Below are 19,302 nucleotides of genomic sequence, written 5' to 3'. Positions count from 1 at the left end.
TCCTTATGGCGAAAATCAACCTGGCCCAGCAACTGGCGACCACCCTTGAACAGGCGGGTATCAAGCGCATCTGGGGCCTGACCGGTGACAGTCTCAATGGCCTGACCGACGCACTGCGCAGCATGGACAGTATCGAGTGGATGCATGTGCGCCACGAAGAAGTCGCCGCCTTTGCCGCCGGTGCCGAAGCCGCCGCCACGGGGGAGTTGACGGTGTGTGCCGGCAGTTGCGGGCCGGGCAACCTGCATTTGATCAATGGTTTGTTCGACTGCCATCGCAACCATGTGCCGGTGCTGGCGATTGCTGCGCAAATTCCGTCGTCGGAGATCGGCCTCAACTATTTCCAGGAAACCCATCCCCAGGAACTGTTCAAGGAGTGCAGCCATTTCATCGAGCTGGTGAGCAACCCCGAGCAGATGCCCCAGGTACTGCACCGTGCCATGCGCTCGGCAATCCTCAACCGCGGCGTAGCGGTGGTGGTGATTCCGGGGGATGTGTCGTTGCTTGAAGTGGAAGATAAACTCAAGCCCTGGCCAGCTCTGCACGCACCGCGCACCTTACCGGCTGAGCAGGACCTGCAACGCCTCAGCGAGATCCTTCAGGGCAGTGAAAAGGTCACCCTGCTGTGCGGCAGCGGCTGTGCCGGTGCCCACGACCAAGTCGTAGCGCTGGCCGATGCGCTCGGCGCGCCGGTGGTGCACGCGTTGCGCGGCAAGGAACATGTGGAGTGGGATAACCCGTTTGACGTGGGCATGACCGGCCTGATCGGTTTCAGTTCCGGTTACCACGCCATGCTCGACTGCGACACTTTGATCATGCTCGGCACCGACTTCCCCTACCGCCAGTTCTACCCCACCGATGCCAAGATCATTCAGGTTGATCGCGACCCGCAAGCCCTGGGACGACGCGCCACGCTGGATCTGGGCATCGCAGCCGATGTCAGGGAGACCATCGATGCCCTGCTGCCGCGCCTGACCCGCAAGACCGATCGCAGCTTTCTTGAGACCTCGTTGAAGCACTACGAGAAGGCCCGTCAGGGGCTGGATGACTTGGCGCAACCCTCCAAGGCGAATCGACCGATCCACCCCCAGTACGTCGCACGCTTGCTCAGCGAGCTGGCCGACGATGATGCGATCTTCACCGCCGACGTCGGCTCACCCACGGTGTGGGCGGCGCGTTATTTGAAGATGAATGGCAAACGCCGGCTGATCGGCTCGTTCAATCATGGCTCTATGGCCAACGCCATGCCCCAGGCCATCGGCGCCCAGGCGGCATTCCCTGGGCGCCAGGTGATTTCAATGTCGGGCGATGGCGGGTTTACCATGTTGATGGGGGATTTCATTTCACTGGCGCAGTTGAATCTGCCGGTCAAACTCATTGTGTTCAATAACTCGTCCCTGGGGTTTGTGGCCATGGAAATGAAGGCTGCCGGGTACCTGGACACTGGCACCGAGCTGAAAAACCCGGACTTCGCGGCCATGTCCAATGCCATGGGCATCCTGGGGATTCGCGTGGAGCAATCCGAAGACCTCGAGCCGGCTTTGCGCCGCGCATTGGCCCATGATGGCCCGGTGCTGGTAGACGTGGTGACCGCCACTCAGGAACTGGTGATGCCGCCAAGTATCAAGCTGGAACAGGCCAAAGGGTTCAGCTTGTATATGCTCAAAGCGGTGATGAGTGGGCGCGGGGATGAGGTGATTGAACTGGCCCGGACCAACTGGCTGCGTTAAACGAAAAGGTGGGAGGGGCTTGCTCCTCCCACACCTGAGCGCATTGCCCGATCAAGCCTTCTGTTTTTCCACCCATTTGCCGTAGGCATCGATAAATGCTTGCAAGAATGGTTTGGTCTTTTCCGACACCTTGCCCGCCTCATCGAACACACTGCCCGCCCCACCCAGGTAAGCTTCCGGCTGCTGCATGCACCACACATCCAGGAACACCAGTGACTGGCGCAGGTGATGATTGGCGCCGAAACCACCAATGGCACCCGGCGACACACTGATGATCGCACCAGGCTTGCCGCTCCAGGCGCTTTGCCCATATGGACGAGAACCTACGTCGATAGCGTTCTTCAACGCTGCCGGTACGGAGCGGTTGTATTCCGGGGTCACGAACAGCACCGCGTCGGATGAACTCACCTGTTGGCGGAAAGTACTGTAGGCTGCGGGCGGTGTTGCACCGTCGATGTCCTCGTTGTAGAGCGGCAAGTCGCCGATTTCAACAATGTTCAACTTGAGATTGGCAGGCGCCAGCTCGGCCAAGGCCAGGGCGACCTTGCGGTTGATCGACGCTTTTCTCAAGCTGCCCACCAGGACGGCAATCGTGTAGACCTTGCTCATTGAGGTTTCCCGACTTCTGAATAAAGGAGCTTGTAGTTATAAAGGCTTAGCGGCGTGTTCACCAGAGGGTTTCGATGATTACCAGGGCGTTTTCCTTGCAATAACCTGCGTAGGAAGTGTCTGAAAATATCAGCGAATAGTATTTTTTTCTTATAGGTAAACTACCCCACTCCCTGACGGTCTACAGAACCGCAAATCGAGCGTTTATCTCCAGAGGTTCTAAACAGATGGCAGCAGTACTAGTCGGACAGTTCCATGCCAGAGACGCGGAAGGCCGCGTATATTCGGTGCATGAGTTCCAGGAATCCAACCCGGCGCAAGGCGACCTGGCTGGCTCGACGCCCACCACCACCTACAAGCTGGCCATTGGCGACCGTGTAGAGAAACTGGAAGGCGATGAATTCAAACTGATCCAGTCGGGGACCATTCTCGTCCGCGAATCGAAAACTACCCTGGCATCATAAGGGTCCCCGTTTGTACACCCGCTCAGTCCTGGCCATCGATGGCGTTGACTGGGCCGGGGCCATCAAGGACTGCGGATCTGCGTCACTTCGATGCCCTGCTCACTTTGTTTGAGCGTCACCACCAGTTGCCCTCTCTCCCCCTCCACCGCGTACATCGAGCGCTTGTAGCCCGACCGGTTGGACGCGGGGTACGCCTCCACTTGCTTGATCAAGGTAACCGCCAACACAGTGCCGACCTGCTCGTTCACTTTTTCCTGGGAACGGATGAACGTTTCAAGTGCAAGGCCTTCGGATGGGTGTTCCGTGGGGTCGTTGAAGAGGTAAGCCGCCACGCATCCCACGGTCACAAGAACCACGAGTTGCTTGGCCGTCACCCCGAAGAACGTCGAGGGTAGAGGCATTTGAGACCAGACCTGTTTTTTGTTGTAAGTACCGGCAAGCCGGCATTGGTCGTTGCTGATCAGACGCACCATTCTAATGAGGTCATGGCCGAGCGCCATAGGCCGGGGCGACCCGCGCAGTCTTTTTTGCGCCTGAGGGCTTGCACCATTGAATACCCATCGCGCTGCACATAGACTCCGGCCATGCGTTTACGTCATATCGAAGTGATTCAGGCCATCTTGCAAACCGGACACCTGGGCACGGCCGCCGAATGGTTGCAACTCTCTGTGGGTGAAGTAGACGCAATCCTGAAGGACGCCGAGTTGCAGCTGGGGTTCATGCTGTTTGCCAGCGTGCGCGGTCGGCTCCAGGCAACACGGGAAACGCTGGAGTTGCAGACGCACATTGCCCAACTGTACGAAGCCTTTGAGCCAGTACAGCGATTGGCCAGCCGTTTGAAACACCATCACGCTCCAACCCTGCGTGCCCTTTGCACCCCGCCCCTGGCCAACCAGCTGTTGCCGCACAGCATCGCCGTGCTGCGCAGACGTTTCCAGGATACGCCGTGCAATCTGTCGAGCCAGCCGACCCGGGATATCGTCAGGAGCCTGCTGCTGCACGAAGCGGATGTGGGCCTGAGCCTGCATGACCCGGAACATGCGCAAATCCAAAGCACGGTGCTGGCCCAGGGCAAGCTGCAATTGCTCGCGCCCCATGGCTGGCTCAAACCCAGGCAGAAGTACATTGCGCTGCAAGACCTGGCCGGGCAGTCGCTGATCGGACTTGAGGGGCATGACCCGCTCAGCCGCCTGCTGGATGCCAAGCTGCAAGCCCTGCGCCCGCTGCCGGTGGTGCAAACGCGGGTGCAGACGTACCAGATGATGCGCAGCATGGTCGAGGCCGGAGAAGGCTTGGCGATTGTCGACCCCTTTACCGCCTTTGGTGCAAGGGAGGCCGGGCTGGATGTATGCCCGGTGTCGCCCCCCATACTGGTCAGCCTCTATGCACTGACCCTGAAGGACGGTGCGACATCACCAGCCTTGAATGCGCTGCTGGAAATAGTCACCCAGAAAGCCGAAAGCCTGGCTTGCAACGACACCAAACCCTTGTAGAAGCGAGTTCAGACTGCTTCCACCTCGGTCTTGAACAACCGATACCAGAAAATCGCCACCTCGCGTGTTTGTGGATCAATCCCGCGATAACGCAGTTGGTCTATCCCGCCCATCACGTACCCGCAGCGCTCATACAGGCGGCAGGCACCCAGATTATTGTTCTGGGTTTCCAGCATCATGCCCGGTAGGTTTTTCTTGCGCGCCCAGAACTGCGCCACATCCAGCAGCGCCTTGGCCACGCCATGGCGTCGCGCCGGCAACACCACGGCCAACTCATCAACATGCGCAAAACCGTTCCAGTTGGTGCTGACCACAATGTGCCCTACCGCACGGTCATCCAGGTAGGCCATGAAGATCGCACTGTCGGCGGCATCGCGAAAGCTGGCGAACTCTTCCGGGTCGATGCCATAGCATTTGCGATACGGCAGGACGCGCTCAACCGGCCATTGCTCGACGCGCTGGCCCATCTGCGGTATGCCATAGGCGCTGACCTCGAAGCTGAAGTCATTGCCCCATACGTATGCGTCGAAGCCTTCGTCGGCGACGCGCACACTGAGCCCTGGGTACTTCGGGTTCATCACAGCTTGCTGCATAAACATTCTTAACCCTTGATGCAATCGACGGTGTAACGACGGCCACTGCCGTCATCTTCGTGTTGCAGCCCATGAACATCGGCGACAAAACCGGGGAAACTGCTATCGAACGTGCGGGCAAATGCCAGGTAGTCGATGATTGACCGCGTTGATTCGGTAAAGCGCTCGCCGGGCATGATCAATGGAATGCCCGGTGGATAAGGCACCAGCATTACGGCTGCGATGCGTCCTGGCAAGGCATCGATGGATACCGCTTCAACTTCGCCTCTGACCAGTTGGTCGTAGGCATCGGCGGGTTTCATCGCGATCTGCGGCAATACCGTGTACATGCGTTTAAGATGCTTGGCGGTGGCGTTGCTACGGTAACAGCTGTGCAACTGGTCGCAAAGATCGCGCAGGCCCAAGCCCTGATAACGTACCGGCCCCTGGGCGTACACCGAGGGCAAACAACTGGCCAGGCTGACGTTGGCATCGTAACTGCGCTTGAACTCCAGCAACTCGGTGAGCAAGGTGCTCCACTTGCCTTTGGTGATCCCCATGGAAAACAACACGAGGAACGAATAAAGCCCGGTTTTTTCCACCACCAGGCCACGCTCCCAGAGAAACTTGCTGACCACCGCGGCGGGAATCCCACAATCGCTCAAGGCGCCACCTGCATTGAGGCCAGGCATCACCAGGGTGACTTTGATCGGGTCCAGCAAGACATAATCTTCAGCCACATCGCCAAAGCCGTGCCAATCATCCTGGGGATGCAATAGCCAGTCCGCCGTGGCAACGCGGTCGATACCCGCCACCGATTGTGGCTGCCAGATCGAAAACCACCAATCCTCGGCAGCAATATGCTGGCGCAGATTGGCCAGCGCGCGGCGGAAACTCAGGGCCTCGTCGAACATTTCCTGCAACAGCGAGCGCCCGGCGGGGCCTTCCATCATCGCCGAAGCGACATCCAGCGAAGCGATGATGCTGTATTGCGGTGAAGTCGAGATGTGCATCATGAAGGCTTCGTTGAAACGGTCACGGTCCAGCTGCCGTGCTCCGCCATCCTGCACATGAATCATCGATGCCTGGCTGAATGCGGCCAGCAGTTTGTGGGTGGAGTGGGTGGTAAATACCAGCGGGCTGTCCGGTGTGCGCGAGGTGCCCATGCCATAGCGCCCGGCGAAAAACTCGTGAAATGCCGCATAGGCATACCAGGCTTCATCGAAGTGCAGCACCTCTACGCTATTACCCAATTGCTGCTTGATCAGTTCGGCGTTGTAGCACAGGCCGTCGTAGGTGGAATTGGTCACCACCGCCAGCTTCACCTTGGGTGGCCGGCCATATGCCAACGGGCTGGCGTCGATCTTGGCGCGGATTGACTCGGGGCTGAATTCGCTCAGGGGGATCGGGCCGATGATCCCCAGTTCGTTGCGCTCCGGGCACAGGTACAGCGGGATAGCGCCGGTCATGATGATCGAGTGCAACACCGATTTGTGGCAGTTGCGGTCCACCAACACCAGGTCGTCGCGACCGACCATGGAATGCCAGACGATCTTGTTGGCGGTGGAGGTGCCATTGATGACGAAGAACGTATGGTCGGCGCCAAAGTTGCGCGCGGCGCGGGCCTCGGCTTCGGCCAGGGGCCCGGTATGATCGAGCAGCGAGCCCAGTTCAGGGACAGAAACAGACAAGTCCGAGCGCAGGGTGTTCTCCCCGAAGAACTGGTGAAACGCCTGCCCCACCGGGCTTTTACGATACGCCACGCCACCGCCATGGCCAGGGGTGTGCCAGGAATAATTGGAATCGGCGGTGTGCTGCACCAAGGCCTTGAAGAACGGCGGTAACAGGCCGTCCAGGTAAGTGCGTGCAGAGCGGGCGACCTGGCGCGCCAGGAACGGCACGGTGTCTTCGAACAGATGAAGAATGCCGCGTAGCTGGTTAAGCTCGCTCATCGCATCGGCCGGCGCGTTTTCCAGGGTGACTTGCTCACCCAGGGCAAAGATCGGCAGGTTGGGTGCCCTCACCCGCGCCAGGCGGATCAGCTCGACCATGTTTTGCAGCAGGTGGGTATTTTCCCCGGCCCCTTCTGCTGCGATCAACATGCACGCCAAACCGTGATGGGTGGAAGCCACCAACCGCCCTTCGGCGTAGTCCACCGCAGAAAATATACTGAAGCCCTCTTGTTCCAACTCCCTGGCGATGCCTCGAACCCGGTCACCGGCAACGGTGTCGGCCTTGATGTCACGGTGCACGATAAGAATAGGGAACTTGAGGTCTTTGTACATGAGCGCTCTTACTCCGGAGGGCTTTGCACTCAGGGTAGAAGCTGGAAGCGAATGTGGCGAATGAAGATTTGGCAGCCCATCAAGATCAACTGCACTGCCCCGTGCTTATTGTTGTGTCAATTGAGTCCACAACGCCGGCGCACCCGCCGCCTTGGCAATCGCTTCCAGCCGCGCCACGTGCTCGGCCAGGTCCTGCTCGCTGGCGCGGATGATCGGCGTAGGCTTGCGATCGGCCGGCAGGCGGCGGATTTCCGAAGGGCGATTGCCGGAGCCTTCTGCCGAGCCGCTGCCATCAGAGGCATTACCAGCCAGGGACAGGCTGGTTTGCCCGCCGGTCATGGTCAGGTAAACGTCGGCCAGGATCTCGGAGTCGAGCAAGGCGCCGTGCAGTTCACGGCCGGAGTTATCGACACCATAACGCTTGCACAAGGCATCGAGGCTGTTGCGTTGGCCCGGGTGACGCTCACGGGCCATCATCAAGGTATCGAGGATCGTGCAGTGCTGGGAAATGTCCGCACGGTCCGTCTGCCCCATCAGGGCAAATTCGTTGTTGATGAAGCCGATGTCGAACGCCGCGTTATGGATGATCAACTGGGCGCCGTTGATGAACTCGAAGAACTCATCAGCGACTTCGGCAAAGCGTGGCTTGCCCTTGAGGAATTCATCGGTGATGCCGTGGACGCCGATCGCGCCTTCGTCACTGTCACGGTCCGGTTGCAGGTAAACGTGGAAGTGGCGGCCGGTCAGCCGGCGCCCCATCAGTTCGACGCAACCGATTTCGATGATCCGGTGACCATCGGTCACCGGCATGCCGGTGGTTTCGGTATCGAGTACAACAGATCGGATGGCCATCAGGGTTCAGCTCTCAACGGTGTGGTGTGCAATGTGATGTGGTGAATCAAAGGGCGCGATGTTAACACGTGAGCTGATTCAGCTCTGCTTGTAGCCGCGCACTTCATCCACGCCACGATTGGCCAACTGGTCGGCGCGTTCGTTGCCAGGGTGGCCGATGTGCCCACGCACCCATTTCCAGGTGATGTCGTGACGGTTGCATTGCTCGTCGAGCAACTGCCACAAGTCAGCATTCTTGACCGGCTCCTTGGCCGCCGTCTTCCAACCGCGCTTCTTCCAGTTGACCATCCACTCGTTGATGCCCTTCATCACGTATTGCGAGTCGGTCACCAGCAAGACGTTGCAGCGCCGCTTGAGCTCTTCCAGGCCACGAATAGCGCCCATCAGCTCCATGCGGTTATTGGTGGTATTGGCTTCACCGCCCCACAGTTCCTTCTCCACGCCCTTGCACACCAGCAAGGCGCCCCAACCGCCGGGGCCGGGGTTGCCCTTGCAGGCGCCATCGGTGAAGAGTTCTACGCTATCGGTCATCGGTTGTATCCATCAAAACGGGCTGGCGGTAATCGACCGACAGTATCCCGAGGCCGGACAAACCGGCCTGAAATCAAAAAAGGGTTCAGCGTTCGCTTTGCTTGCGGTTGACCTTGGCCATCGGCATCGGCACGAGCTTGCCAATGGGCTGGCGCGCAACCTGACGCACCGGCCGCAACCCGACCACGATCTTGCGCGCTACCAGTAGATAGAAGCCGCCGCCGGATAATTGCCAGGCACCCGCACGGCGTTCCCAGCCCGCCAGGCGGCCCTGCCACTTGGCTGTCGCAAGCGGCGGACGATAGCACCCGAAGCGACGTTTCTCCAGCGCAAAGCCCAGCAGGTTCAGCCAGTCTCCCACCCGCGATGGCGAGATGCAGCGCGCCTGACGCAGGCCATCACGGGCGAACACACGGCGCAAGCCCCAGCTGCTCCAGGGGTTGATACCGACAATCAGCAAATGGCCACCTGGGCGCACGCTGCTCGCGGCTTCGCGCAGCAACCCATGGGGCGACAGGCAGAAATCCAGGCCATGCTGCAGCACCACCACATCAGCGGCGTGCTCGCTCAAGGGCCAGGCCTGTTCCTCACAGACGATTTCCACCCCCGGCAGCGGCGCGCCCAGGCGAACATTGCGTTGCACCTGGGGCGCCGAAGGCGGCGTCTGGGCCGAGGGGCCGTAATGCACCAGATAGCCGCCAAAGAACCGGCCCAGCTCGTCGTCGAGCATACGCCGCTCTTCGTCCAGCAGAAATTGTCCAATCGGCCCGGACAACCATTCGCGGGCCGCGCTGATCAGGGCCAGCCACTCAGGATCGGCCTGGGCGAACGCTTTATCAGTCATTGCATTCTCCAACTCGCCTAGACGTTCTAAGATGCACCAATGTGTTCAGCTTGGCGAATCGAAGAATGATACAGATCAGTGCCCTACCCGCCTTCACCGACAACTACATCTGGTTGTTACAAGACCCTTCCACCCTGCGCTGCGCCGCGGTCGACCCCGGCGATGCCGCGCCGGTGCTGGCCTGGCTCAAGCAGAACACCGAGTGGACCCTCAGCGACATTCTGGTCACCCACCATCACCATGATCATGTGGGCGGTGTCGAGCAACTGAAAAATATTACCGGCGCCAAGGTCTACGGCCCGGCCAATGAAAAGATTCCGGCGCGGGATGTAGCCCTGCACGACAATGACCGCATCAACGTGCTGGGCTGGGACTTCGACGTGTACGCCGTGCCGGGGCACACGCTGGGGCATATCGCCTTTTACCACCAGGGCGTGTTGTTGTGTGGCGATACGCTGTTCGCTGCCGGTTGCGGCCGCCTGTTCGAGGGCACGCCGGAGCAGATGCATGCCTCCCTGCAGCGCCTGGCTGCCCTGCCTGCCGATACACTTGTGTACTGCACCCATGAATACACACAAAGCAACCTCAAGTTTGCCCAGGCCGTTGAACCGGACAACACCGATATCGCCGAACGGGTGGAAAATGTTGCCCAACTCCGCGCCCGTGGCGAGATCACGCTGCCTTCGAGCCTGGCGCTGGAAAAACTCACGAATCCCTTTTTGCGCACCGCTGAAACATCCGTTAAACAAAAAGCGGACGAACGGAATGGCCGCGACAACCGCTCTGGGGCCGAGGTGTTTGCTAGCTTGAGGGCTTGGAAAGATAAGTTCTAAGAGGATGCAATCTGATACGTAATTTCTGAATGGTTGACCGGAACCAAAGCGCTTTCTAGAATCGCCCGACATTTTTGCCCGGAACTTACTTCCAGCCAATGTCGTCATCTATTCGTAAATCAATTTCTTCAGACGCATTGACCCGCCTGGCTCAAGCCGTGGCGGTGGCCGTTTCCGCAACTCTGGCGGGCTGCCAATCGACCAATTACGCTGCACAATCCACCGTGCAACCCAAACCCAATCTTGCTGCCAAGATCAAGCAAAAACCTATTTGGCTATCAGAGAAGCCCAGCCCCGAAGTACCCCAGGATGTCTGGGAACGCATGCGTCGGGGCTTTCAATTGCAGGACGGTGTCGGCGTCAACCCACGCATCGAGCAACAGCGTCTGTGGTTCGCCAGCAACCCGTCCTTTCTGGAGAACGCCGGTGAACGCGGCAGCCTCTACATTCATTACATCGTCGAACGCCTTGAAGAACGCAACATGCCTCTGGAGCTGGCCCTGCTGCCAGTGATTGAAAGTGCCTACAACCCGATGGCTTATTCGCGCAGCGATGCGGTCGGCTTGTGGCAGTTCATTCCCTCCACCGGGCGCTACTTCAACCTGCGCCAGACCCGTGCCTACGACGGCCGCCGCGACATTACCGCCTCCACCACCGCCGCCCTGGACTATCTGACACGTCTGCATGACATGTTCAACGGCGACTGGCTGCTGGCATTGGCGGCTTATAACGCCGGCGAAGGTACGGTCAGCCGGGCGATCGAGCGCAACGAAAAGCTCGGCCTGCCTACCGATTACTGGAACCTGCCCCTGCCCCAGGAAACCAAGGACTATGTGCCCAAGTTCCTGGCCCTGTCCCAGGTGGTTCTGGCGCCAGAGGCCTACGGCGTCAACCTGAACCCGATTGCCAACACGCCGTACTTCGAAGTGGTTGAAGTCAAGCAAAGCATGGACCTGTCACGGGTTGCCGCGTTGGCCGAAATCGACGAAGACGAACTGTTCCAGCTCAACCCGGCCCTGAAACAACGCACCACCCTGGACGGCCCCCAGCATTTGCTGGTGCCGACCTCCAAGGCGCAGCTGCTCACCAGCACCCTTTCGACGATGAAGCCGGAAGAATTGCTGAGTATGCGCCCCAAGAAGCCGGTGTTCGACGAAGTCGAGACCAAGTCGGTGGCCGGGCGTACCCGCAGCTACAAGGTGCGCAGTGGCGATAACCTTACCTTGATCGCCAAGGCCAACAAGGTCGACGTGCATGACCTGCAACGCTGGAACAAGCTCAACGGCCAGGCACTCAAGGTCGGCCAGACCCTGGTGATGCAGGACACCCGCAAGGCCGCAGCGAAAAAACCGGTGCAGTACAAGGTCAAGAAAGGCGACTCGTTGTACATGGTCGCCAAGCGTTTCAACGTTGAGATGCAACATCTCAAGCGTTGGAACCCGCGCACCGGCCAGGCGTTAAAGCCAGGGCAGATGCTGGTGGTTTCCGGGCCAAGATAAAGCCCTCAAGAACACCGGAGGCTAATGTGGGAGGGGGCTTGCTCCCGATAGCAGTGGGTCAGTCAGCCTATGTATTGGCTGACATGCCGCTATCGGGAGCAAGCCCCCTCCCACATTGGATCGCCATCGCCCTAACTGGCTTTTTCCAACCGGAACAAGCTGTTACTGTACCGATCATAAAGCCCAAGCCGCCTGGATCGGATCTCTGACTTGAAGCGTCCTCTCCTTCTACTAACAAGTCTGGCCTTGAGCTTTGCTGCGAACGCGACGATTACCGAGAGCCACGGTTACGCGCAGTTCGGCTCACTCAAGTACCCGGCCAAATTCACCCATTACGATTGGGTAAACCCTGCAGCGCCCAAAGGCGGCACGCTGCGGGTTATGGCCTTTGGCACCTTCGACACGCTCAACCCCTATACCTTCAAGGGCACCAGCCCGGTTTCCACCGGCAATTTCCTGCAATACGGCGTCAATGAGCTGAACGAACCCTTGATGGTCGGCACCGGCCAGTACGCGCCGTCGGGCGACGAGCCCACTTCCAGCTATGGCCTGATTGCCCAGTCGGTGGAATACAGCGAGGACCGCAGTTGGGTGGTGTTCAACCTGCGCCCCGAAGCGCGCTTTCACGACGGCAAGCCGATCACCGCCGCAGACGTGGCGTTTTCCTATCGCACGCTGTTGACCGAAGGCCATCCGCAATACCGTACGAGCCTGCAGGAAGTGGCCCGGGTCGATATTCTCAACCGCCACCGCATCCGTTTTGTATTCAAGCGTGCGGGCAACCCGTTGCTGATCCTGCGCCTGGGCGAATTGCCGGTGCTGCCCCTGCACTACTGGAAGAACCGCGATTTCAAGGCCACCACCTTCGAGCCGCCGCTGGGCAGCGGGCCATACCGCATGACCAAGGTCGCCCCGGGCCGACAGTTGGTATTCGAGCGGGTCAAGGATTACTGGGGCAAGGACCTGCCGGTCAACCGAGGCTTCTACAACTACGACAAGGTCGAGGTGGAGTTCTATCGCGACAGCGACGTGGCTTTTGAAGCCTTCAAGGCTGGTGAATTCGACATTTATATCGAGCATCAGGCCAAGAACTGGGCCACGGGCTACAACTTCCCGGCGGTCAATCGTGGCGATGTGATCAAGGCGCAGATTGCCCACCAGATCCCCACCCAGAGCCAGGGCCTGTTCATGAATACCCGGCGGCCCGCCTTCAGCCAGGCCAAGGTCCGCGAAGCCCTGGGGTTGATGTTCGACTTCGAGTGGACCAACCGCACCCTGTTCAGCAGCGCCTACAAGCGTTCGGTGAGCTATTACCCCAACAGCGAATTCTCGGCCACCGGCCTGCCCGTGGGCCATGAGTGGCTGATGCTCTCGTCCTATCGCGACCAACTGCCGGCCGCACTGTTTACCCAGCCGTTCAGCCTGCCGCAGACCGACGGTCGCGGTATCCCCCGCGACACGCTGCGTCGCGCCCTGGCACTGCTCGGCGAAGCCGGCTGGAAACTGTCGGGCCAACGCCTGCTCAACAAGGATGGGCAACCGCTGCGCCTGGAGATCCTGTTGGTCAACCCGAACCTTGAGCGCATCCTGCAACCTTATGTCGAAAATATGACCCGCATCGGCATCGACGCCCGCTTGCGCACCGTCGACCGGGCACAGTACAAACAGCGCCTCGATCAATTCGATTTCGACATGATTCTGATGACTCTCAACCAGACCCTAAGCCCGGGTCTGGAGCAGTGGCAGTACTTTCACTCCAGCCAGGCCACGATCAAAGGCAGCAAGAACTACGCCGGCATCGCCAACCCGGTGGTCGACCATCTGTTGGATCAACTGCTGGCGGCGCAGACCCGCGAAGAACAACTGGCGGCCGGCCGCGCCCTGGACCGCGTGCTGCTGTGGCAGCACTACAGCATTCCCAACTGGTACCTCAACTATCATCGCCTGGCGTACCGCAACCGGTTCGCCTTCGTTACCACGCCGCCCTATAGCCTGGGCCTGAGTGCGTGGTGGCTGAAAGCTTCGGAGAAAGCCCAATGATGTCTTTGCGTACTACCCTGCTCGCCAGCCTGTTGCTGTGCACCGCGGCCCAAGCCGCCCCGCAACACGCGCTGACCCTCTACAACGAGCCCCCCAAGTACCCCGCCGACTTCAAGCATTTCGACTACGTCAACCCCGACGCCCCCAAAGGCGGCACCTTCCGCGAATCGGCCATGGGCGGCTTCGACAGCCTCAACCCCTACATCAGCAAGGGCGTGCCGGCGGATAACCTGCCGTTGATCTACGACACCCTGGCCATGCAAAGCCTGGACGAGCCCATTACCGAATACGGGCTGGTGGCGGGCAAGATCGAAAAAGCCCCGGACAACAGTTGGGTGCGTTTCTACCTGCGCCCCGAAGCGCGCTTCCACGATGGCCATCCGATGCGCGCCGAGGACGTGGTGTTTACCTTCCAGACCCTGATCAAGGACGGTAACCCGCTTTACCGCAACTACTACGCCGATGTCGACGAAGTCGTGGCCGAAGACCCGTTGCGTGTGCTGTTCAAGTTCAAGCGCACCAACAACCGCGAATTGCCGCTGATACTCGGGCAGTTGCCAGTACTGCCCAAGCACTGGTGGGCGACTCGCGACTTCTCCAAGGGCAACCTGGAAGCGCCCCTGGGCAGCGGGCCGTACCAGGTGGCGCAGGTCAAGCCCGGACGCATGATTCGCTACGAGCGGGTCAAGGACTACTGGGCCAGGGACCTGCCGGTGAACAAGGGCTTCTACAATTTCGACACCCGCATCACTGATTACTACCGTGACAGCACCGTCTCCCTGGAAGCCTTGAAGGCCGGGCAGTTCGATTACTGGCTGGAATTCAGCGCAAAGAACTGGGCCAATGCCTATAACATCCCGGCGGTGACCCAGGGCCGACTGATCAAGGAAGAGATCCCCAACGGCAACCCCACCGGTATGCAGGGCTTTGTGTTCAATATGCGCAAGCCGATGTTCCAGGATGTGCGGGTGCGCAAGGCGATCAGCCTGCTACTGGATTTCGAATGGAGCAACAAGCAGCTGTTCAACGGCGCGTACACCCGAACCCGCAGCTATTTCGAAAACTCGGAAATGGCCGCCACCGGTTTACCTGGCCCGGATGAACTGGCGATCCTTGAGCCTTTGCGCGACAAGATCCCGCCCGAAGTCTTCACTCAGGCCTTCGAACCTTCCAAAACCGATGGCAGCGGCATGATCCGCACCCAGCAGCGCGAGGCTTACCAGCTGTTGCAAGCTGCCGGCTGGAAGATTGTCGATGACAAGATGGTCGACAGCACCGGCAAACCGGTGACTATTGAATTCCTGCTGGCCCAGACCGAATTCGAACGCATCCTGCTGCCGTTCAAGCGCAACCTGGCCGACCTGGGCATCGACCTGGTGATTCGCCGAGTGGATGTCTCGCAGTTCGTCAACCGCCTGCGCTCACGGGATTTCGACATGCTGGTGGGCAGCTTCCCACAGTCCACCTCGCCCGGTAACGAGCAGCGCGAATTCTGGAAGTCGTCCAGCGCCGACAAACCCGGCAGCCGTAACTACATGGGCCTCAAGGATCCGGCCGTTGACCAACTGGTCGAAGAGCTGATCGATGCCGGCTCGCGCCAAAGCCTGATTGCCCACGCCAGGGCGCTCGACCGCGTACTCCAGTTTGGTTACTACGTGGTGCCCAACTGGCACATCAAGACCTTCCGCGTGGCGTACTGGGACCACTTGGGTCATCCCAAAGTCTCGCCACGCTACGACGTGGGCACGGCCACCTGGTGGGCCAAACCCGATGTCAAACCGGCGGTCTCCCTGGACACCACACAAAACGCCGATGCGGCGAGCGGAGGCGATTGAATGCTGGCCTATATTGTTCGCCGCCTGTTGCTGATCATTCCCACGCTGTTCGGGATTTTGCTGATCAATTTCGTCATCATCCAGGCCGCCCCCGGCGGGCCGGTGGAGCAGATGATCGCCAAGCTGGAAGGCTTCGACGGCGCCACCAGCCGTATTGCCGGGGGCGGGGCCGAAGTTGCGGTGGCCGGCTCCAGCTACCGTGGCGCCCAGGGCCTGGACCCGGCGCTGATCAAGGAAATCGAAAAGATGTACGGCTTCGACAAGTCGGCGCCGGAACGCTTGTGGATCATGGTCAAGAACTACGCCCGGCTGGATTTTGGCGACAGTTTTTTTCGTGACGCCAAGGTCATCGACCTGATCAAGGAAAAGATGCCGGTGTCCATCTCTCTCGGGTTATGGAGCACCCTGATCATGTACCTGGTGTCGATTCCGCTGGGGATCGCCAAGGCCACGCGACACGGCAGCCACTTCGATGTGTGGACCAGCTCGGCCATCATCGTGGGTTATGCGATTCCGGCGTTCCTGTTTGCGATCTTGCTGATCGTGGTGTTTGCCGGCGGCAGTTATTTCGACTGGTTCCCCTTGCGCGGGCTGACCTCCAACAACTTCGACGAGTTGAGCGTTGGCGGCAAGATCCTCGATTACTTCTGGCACTTGGCGCTGCCTGTCACCGCACTGGTGATCGGCAACTTCGCGACCATGACCCTGCTGACCAAGAACAGCTTTCTCGACGAGATCAACAAGCAATACGTGGTCACTGCCAAGGCCAAAGGGCTGACCAACCACCGCGTGCTCTACGGCCACGTCTTCCGCAATGCGATGCTGCTGGTGATCGCCGGCTTCCCCTCGGCGTTCATCGGCATCTTCTTTACCGGCTCGCTGCTGGTGGAGGTGATCTTCTCCCTCGACGGCCTGGGCCTGATGAGCTTTGAAGCGGCAATCAACCGCGACTATCCGGTGGTATTCGGCACGCTGTTTATCTTCACCCTGCTGGGGCTGGTCGTGAAACTGATCGGTGACCTCACCTATACCCTGGTCGATCCGCGTATCGACTTCGCCAGCCGGGAGCATTGAGATGAACCTGTCCCCCCTCAATCGCCGCCGGTTCGAGCGGTTCAAGGCCAACAAACGTGGCTGGTGGTCGCTGTGGCTGTTCCTGATCCTGTTCGGGCTGAGCCTGGGCGCCGAGCTGATCGCCAACGACAAACCCCTGGCCGTACATTACGACGGCGACTGGTATTTCCCGGCGCTCAAGCGCTACCCCGAGACCACCTTCGGCGGCGAATTCCCCCTGGAAGCCAACTACAAGAGCCCGTATATCCAGGAGCTGCTCAAGGCCAAGGATGCCTGGACCTTGTGGGCACCGATCCCGTTCAGCTACCAGAGCATCAACTACGACCTGAAGGTCCCCGCCCCTGCCCCCCCTTCAAGCGTCAACCTGCTGGGTACCGATGACCAGGGGCGTGACGTGCTGGCGCGGGTGATCTACGGCTTTCGCGTATCGGTGCTGTTTGCTCTGACCCTGACCGTGCTCAGCTCGATCATCGGCGTGATTGCCGGCGCGTTGCAGGGGTTCTATGGCGGCTGGGTCGACCTGGCCGGGCAACGCTTTCTGGAGATCTGGTCGGGGCTGCCGGTGCTCTACCTGCTGATCATCCTCGCCAGTTTCGTGCAACCCAACTTCTGGTGGCTGCTGGGGATCATGCTGCTGTTTTCCTGGATGAGCCTGGTGGATGTGGTGCGCGCCGAGTTCCTGCGCGGGCGCAACCTTGAGTACGTGCGCGCAGCGCGGGCCCTCGGCATGCAGAACGGCGCGATCATGTTCCGCCATATCCTGCCCAATGCAATGGTCTCGACCATGACCTTTCTGCCGTTCATCCTTACCGGCGCCATCGGCACCCTCACCGCCCTGGATTTCCTTGGCTTCGGCCTGCCGGCGGGTTCGCCGTCGCTGGGTGAACTGGTGGCCCAGGGTAAATCCAACCTGCAAGCGCCGTGGCTGGGCATGAGTGCCTTTGCCGTACTGGCGATCATGTTGAGCCTGCTGGTGTTTATCGGCGAGTCCGCTCGCGATGCGTTCGACCCGAGGAAATGAGATGAATCCGGACAATCTGATTGAAATCCGTGACCTCAGTGTCGAGTTTGTCACCGGTGAACATCACCACCGCGTGGTCAACCAGGTGAGTTTCGACATCAAACGGGGTGAGACCCTGGCACTGGTCGGCGAAAGCGGCTCCGGAAAGTCGGTAACGGCCCACTCGATCCTGCGGCTGCTGCCCTACCCGTTGGCGCGACACCCGAGCGGCACTATCGAATACGCCGGGCAAGACCTGCTGACCCTTAAAGAAAAGACCCTGCGGCATATTCGCGGCAACCGCATTGCAATGATCTTCCAGGAGCCGATGACCTCGTTGAACCCGCTGCACTCCATCGAGAAGCAAATCAACGAAGTACTCGGCCTACACAAGGGCCTGACGGGCAAGGCCGCCACCCGGCGCACCCTGGAATTGCTGGAGCTGGTGGGCATCCCCGAACCGCACAAACGCCTCAAGGCGCTGCCCCACGAATTGTCCGGCGGCCAGCGCCAGCGGGTGATGATCGCCATGGCGTTGGCCAATGAGCCGGAGCTGCTGATCGCCGATGAGCCGACCACGGCCCTGGATGTCACCGTGCAGTTGAAGATCCTGGAGTTGCTCAAGGAGTTGCAGGCGCGGCTGGGCATGGCGCTGTTGCTGATCAGCCACGACCTCAACCTGGTGCGACGCATCGCCCATCGCGTGTGCGTGATGCAGCAAGGTTGCATCGTGGAGCAGGCCGAGTGCGAGACATTGTTCCGGTCGCCCCAGCACCCCTATACCCAGGAATTATTGGCAGCAGAGCCCAGCGGCGGGCCGGCCGGCAATGAGGTCGGCCCACCGTTGCTGGAAGTAGACGACCTGAAAGTCTGGTTCCCGATCAAGAAAGGCTTTTTGCGCAACACCGTGGATTACGTCAAGGCGGTGGACGGCATCAATTTCAGCCTGCCCCAGGGACAAACCCTGGGCATCGTCGGTGAAAGTGGCTCGGGCAAGTCCACCCTGGGCCTGGCGATTTTGCGCCTGATCGGCAGCAAGGGCGGGATACGCTTCGAAGGCCAGCAACTGGACACGCTTACCCAGCAACAGGTGCGCCCGTTGCGCCGGGAAATGCAGGTGGTGTTCCAGGACCCATTCGGCAGCCTGAGCCCGCGCATGTGCGTCAGCGAAATCGTCGGCGAGGGCTTGCGCATCCACAAGATGGGCACGCCTGACGAGCAGGAAGCAGCGATTATCGCAGCGCTCAGGGAAGTGGGCCTGGACCCCGAATCCCGTCATCGCTACCCCCACGAATTCTCCGGTGGCCAACGCCAACGTATCGCCATCGCCCGCGCCCTGGTGCTCAAGCCGCGCCTGATTCTGCTGGACGAGCCCACCTCGGCCCTGGACCGCACGGTACAACGCCAGGTGGTTGAGTTGCTGCGCGGCTTGCAGGCCAAGTACAACCTGACGTACCTGTTTATCAGCCATGACCTGGCGGTGGTGAAGGCGCTCAGCCATCAACTGATGGTGGTCAAGCAAGGCCAGGTGGTGGAGCAAGGCGATGCCAAGGCGATTTTTGCCGACCCACAACATGCCTACACCCGCCAATTGCTCAAGGCCGCCTTTTTGGTACCTGCCTGACATCACATCAAGGCTGA

General features: G+C 60.0%; 17 protein-coding genes. 10 read left to right on the top strand and 7 right to left on the bottom strand.

Going from position 1 to position 19,302, the window contains the following annotated elements; all coding sequences use genetic code 11:
* Positions 1-5: 5 nt before the first annotated feature.
* Complete coding sequence (gene poxB, locus J1G33_RS19975; protein ID WP_103734337.1) at positions 6-1,730, top strand: ubiquinone-dependent pyruvate dehydrogenase; 1,725 nt, start codon at positions 6-8, stop codon at positions 1,728-1,730.
* A 51-nt stretch (positions 1,731-1,781) separates the two neighbouring features.
* On the opposite strand, the gene J1G33_RS19970 is transcribed toward poxB, so the two are convergent.
* Entirely contained in the window at positions 1,782-2,339 is a 558-nt protein-coding gene (locus J1G33_RS19970) for an NAD(P)H-dependent oxidoreductase (protein WP_005788734.1), read from the bottom strand.
* A 227-nt stretch (positions 2,340-2,566) separates the two neighbouring features.
* On the opposite strand from J1G33_RS19970, the gene J1G33_RS19965 reads away from it, so the two are divergent.
* Positions 2,567-2,803: a hypothetical protein gene (locus J1G33_RS19965; protein WP_032875971.1), complete on the top strand. Its 237-nt coding sequence runs from the start codon at positions 2,567-2,569 to the stop codon at positions 2,801-2,803.
* Positions 2,804-2,865: 62 nt separating this feature from the next.
* On the opposite strand, the gene J1G33_RS19960 is transcribed toward J1G33_RS19965, so the two are convergent.
* Positions 2,866-3,204: a hypothetical protein gene (locus J1G33_RS19960; RefSeq protein WP_032880976.1), complete on the bottom strand. Its 339-nt coding sequence runs from the start codon at positions 3,202-3,204 to the stop codon at positions 2,866-2,868.
* Between the two features lie 183 nt (positions 3,205-3,387).
* Between J1G33_RS19960 and J1G33_RS19955 the strand changes: the two genes are divergently transcribed.
* Positions 3,388-4,296: a LysR substrate-binding domain-containing protein gene (locus J1G33_RS19955; protein ID WP_032875974.1), complete on the top strand. Its 909-nt coding sequence runs from the start codon at positions 3,388-3,390 to the stop codon at positions 4,294-4,296.
* 8 nt (positions 4,297-4,304) lie between these two features.
* Here the strand turns inward: J1G33_RS19955 and J1G33_RS19950 are convergent, their stop codons facing one another.
* From J1G33_RS19950 to J1G33_RS19930, 5 genes are all read right to left on the bottom strand, one after another.
* The gene (locus J1G33_RS19950) at positions 4,305-4,874 is read right to left on the bottom strand and encodes a GNAT family N-acetyltransferase (RefSeq protein ID WP_078821556.1); all 570 of its coding nucleotides are present in this window, start codon (positions 4,872-4,874) and stop codon (positions 4,305-4,307) included.
* A gap of 23 nt (positions 4,875-4,897) precedes the next feature.
* Positions 4,898-7,153 (bottom strand): Orn/Lys/Arg decarboxylase N-terminal domain-containing protein, encoded by a 2,256-nt coding sequence (locus tag J1G33_RS19945; RefSeq protein WP_223018589.1) that lies wholly within the window; start codon positions 7,151-7,153, stop codon positions 4,898-4,900.
* Between the two features lie 105 nt (positions 7,154-7,258).
* Positions 7,259-7,999, bottom strand: coding sequence for a DNA polymerase III subunit epsilon (gene dnaQ, locus J1G33_RS19940; RefSeq protein ID WP_164699548.1), 741 nt, complete (start codon positions 7,997-7,999; stop codon positions 7,259-7,261).
* A gap of 84 nt (positions 8,000-8,083) precedes the next feature.
* A complete protein-coding gene (gene rnhA, locus J1G33_RS19935) occupies positions 8,084-8,536 on the bottom strand; it encodes a ribonuclease HI (RefSeq protein WP_003173571.1) in 453 nt (150 codons plus the stop codon).
* 85 nt (positions 8,537-8,621) lie between these two features.
* Complete coding sequence (locus J1G33_RS19930) at positions 8,622-9,380, bottom strand: methyltransferase domain-containing protein (protein ID WP_032875979.1); 759 nt, start codon at positions 9,378-9,380, stop codon at positions 8,622-8,624.
* A 65-nt stretch (positions 9,381-9,445) separates the two neighbouring features.
* Here J1G33_RS19930 and gloB point away from each other — a divergent pair, with 65 nt between their 5' ends.
* From gloB to J1G33_RS19895, 7 genes are all read left to right on the top strand, one after another.
* Complete coding sequence (gloB, locus tag J1G33_RS19925) at positions 9,446-10,213, top strand: hydroxyacylglutathione hydrolase (RefSeq protein WP_223018588.1); 768 nt, start codon at positions 9,446-9,448, stop codon at positions 10,211-10,213.
* A 98-nt stretch (positions 10,214-10,311) separates the two neighbouring features.
* Entirely contained in the window at positions 10,312-11,712 is a 1,401-nt protein-coding gene (locus J1G33_RS19920) for a transglycosylase SLT domain-containing protein (protein WP_216091547.1), read from the top strand.
* A 210-nt stretch (positions 11,713-11,922) separates the two neighbouring features.
* Positions 11,923-13,752 carry an extracellular solute-binding protein gene (locus J1G33_RS19915; RefSeq protein ID WP_223018587.1) on the top strand — a complete coding sequence of 610 codons (1,830 nt, stop codon included), beginning with the start codon at positions 11,923-11,925 and terminating at the stop codon, positions 13,750-13,752.
* On the top strand, positions 13,749-15,587 hold the full coding sequence (locus tag J1G33_RS19910) for an extracellular solute-binding protein (RefSeq protein WP_223018586.1): 1,839 nt from the start codon (positions 13,749-13,751) through the stop codon (positions 15,585-15,587). Before J1G33_RS19915 ends, J1G33_RS19910 begins: the two co-directional genes overlap by 4 nt.
* The gene (locus tag J1G33_RS19905) at positions 15,588-16,661 is read left to right on the top strand and encodes a microcin C ABC transporter permease YejB (protein ID WP_005788756.1); all 1,074 of its coding nucleotides are present in this window, start codon (positions 15,588-15,590) and stop codon (positions 16,659-16,661) included.
* 1 nt (position 16,662) lies between these two features.
* The gene (locus tag J1G33_RS19900) at positions 16,663-17,682 is read left to right on the top strand and encodes an ABC transporter permease (protein WP_005788757.1); all 1,020 of its coding nucleotides are present in this window, start codon (positions 16,663-16,665) and stop codon (positions 17,680-17,682) included.
* A gap of 1 nt (position 17,683) precedes the next feature.
* On the top strand, positions 17,684-19,285 hold the full coding sequence (locus tag J1G33_RS19895; protein WP_032875996.1) for an ABC transporter ATP-binding protein: 1,602 nt from the start codon (positions 17,684-17,686) through the stop codon (positions 19,283-19,285).
* Positions 19,286-19,302: the final 17 nt, after the last annotated feature.

It is taken from the genome of Pseudomonas sp. P867, assembly GCF_019891455.1.
Taxonomy (GTDB): domain Bacteria; phylum Pseudomonadota; class Gammaproteobacteria; order Pseudomonadales; family Pseudomonadaceae; genus Aquipseudomonas; species Aquipseudomonas synxantha_A.
The sequence above is the reverse complement of the archived record's forward strand: the minus strand, read 5'-3'. Positions and strand labels throughout refer to the sequence as shown.

What these genes read in the sequence shown, in the direction of transcription:
- poxB (WP_103734337.1), top strand. Translation starts at nt 6, where the DNA reads ATGGCGAAAATCAACCTGGCCCAGCAACTGGCGACCACCCTTGAACAG.
- J1G33_RS19970 (WP_005788734.1), bottom strand. Translation starts at nt 2,339, where the DNA reads ATGAGCAAGGTCTACACGATTGCCGTCCTGGTGGGCAGCTTGAGAAAA.
- J1G33_RS19965 (WP_032875971.1), top strand. Translation starts at nt 2,567, where the DNA reads ATGGCAGCAGTACTAGTCGGACAGTTCCATGCCAGAGACGCGGAAGGC.
- J1G33_RS19960 (WP_032880976.1), bottom strand. Translation starts at nt 3,204, where the DNA reads ATGCCTCTACCCTCGACGTTCTTCGGGGTGACGGCCAAGCAACTCGTG.
- J1G33_RS19955 (WP_032875974.1), top strand. Translation starts at nt 3,388, where the DNA reads ATGCGTTTACGTCATATCGAAGTGATTCAGGCCATCTTGCAAACCGGA.
- J1G33_RS19950 (WP_078821556.1), bottom strand. Translation starts at nt 4,874, where the DNA reads ATGAACCCGAAGTACCCAGGGCTCAGTGTGCGCGTCGCCGACGAAGGC.
- J1G33_RS19945 (WP_223018589.1), bottom strand. Translation starts at nt 7,153, where the DNA reads ATGTACAAAGACCTCAAGTTCCCTATTCTTATCGTGCACCGTGACATC.
- rnhA (WP_003173571.1), bottom strand. Translation starts at nt 8,536, where the DNA reads ATGACCGATAGCGTAGAACTCTTCACCGATGGCGCCTGCAAGGGCAAC.
- J1G33_RS19930 (WP_032875979.1), bottom strand. Translation starts at nt 9,380, where the DNA reads ATGACTGATAAAGCGTTCGCCCAGGCCGATCCTGAGTGGCTGGCCCTG.
- gloB (WP_223018588.1), top strand. Translation starts at nt 9,446, where the DNA reads ATGATACAGATCAGTGCCCTACCCGCCTTCACCGACAACTACATCTGG.
- J1G33_RS19920 (WP_216091547.1), top strand. Translation starts at nt 10,312, where the DNA reads ATGTCGTCATCTATTCGTAAATCAATTTCTTCAGACGCATTGACCCGC.
- J1G33_RS19910 (WP_223018586.1), top strand. Translation starts at nt 13,749, where the DNA reads ATGATGTCTTTGCGTACTACCCTGCTCGCCAGCCTGTTGCTGTGCACC.
- J1G33_RS19905 (WP_005788756.1), top strand. Translation starts at nt 15,588, where the DNA reads ATGCTGGCCTATATTGTTCGCCGCCTGTTGCTGATCATTCCCACGCTG.
- J1G33_RS19900 (WP_005788757.1), top strand. Translation starts at nt 16,663, where the DNA reads ATGAACCTGTCCCCCCTCAATCGCCGCCGGTTCGAGCGGTTCAAGGCC.
- J1G33_RS19895 (WP_032875996.1), top strand. Translation starts at nt 17,684, where the DNA reads ATGAATCCGGACAATCTGATTGAAATCCGTGACCTCAGTGTCGAGTTT.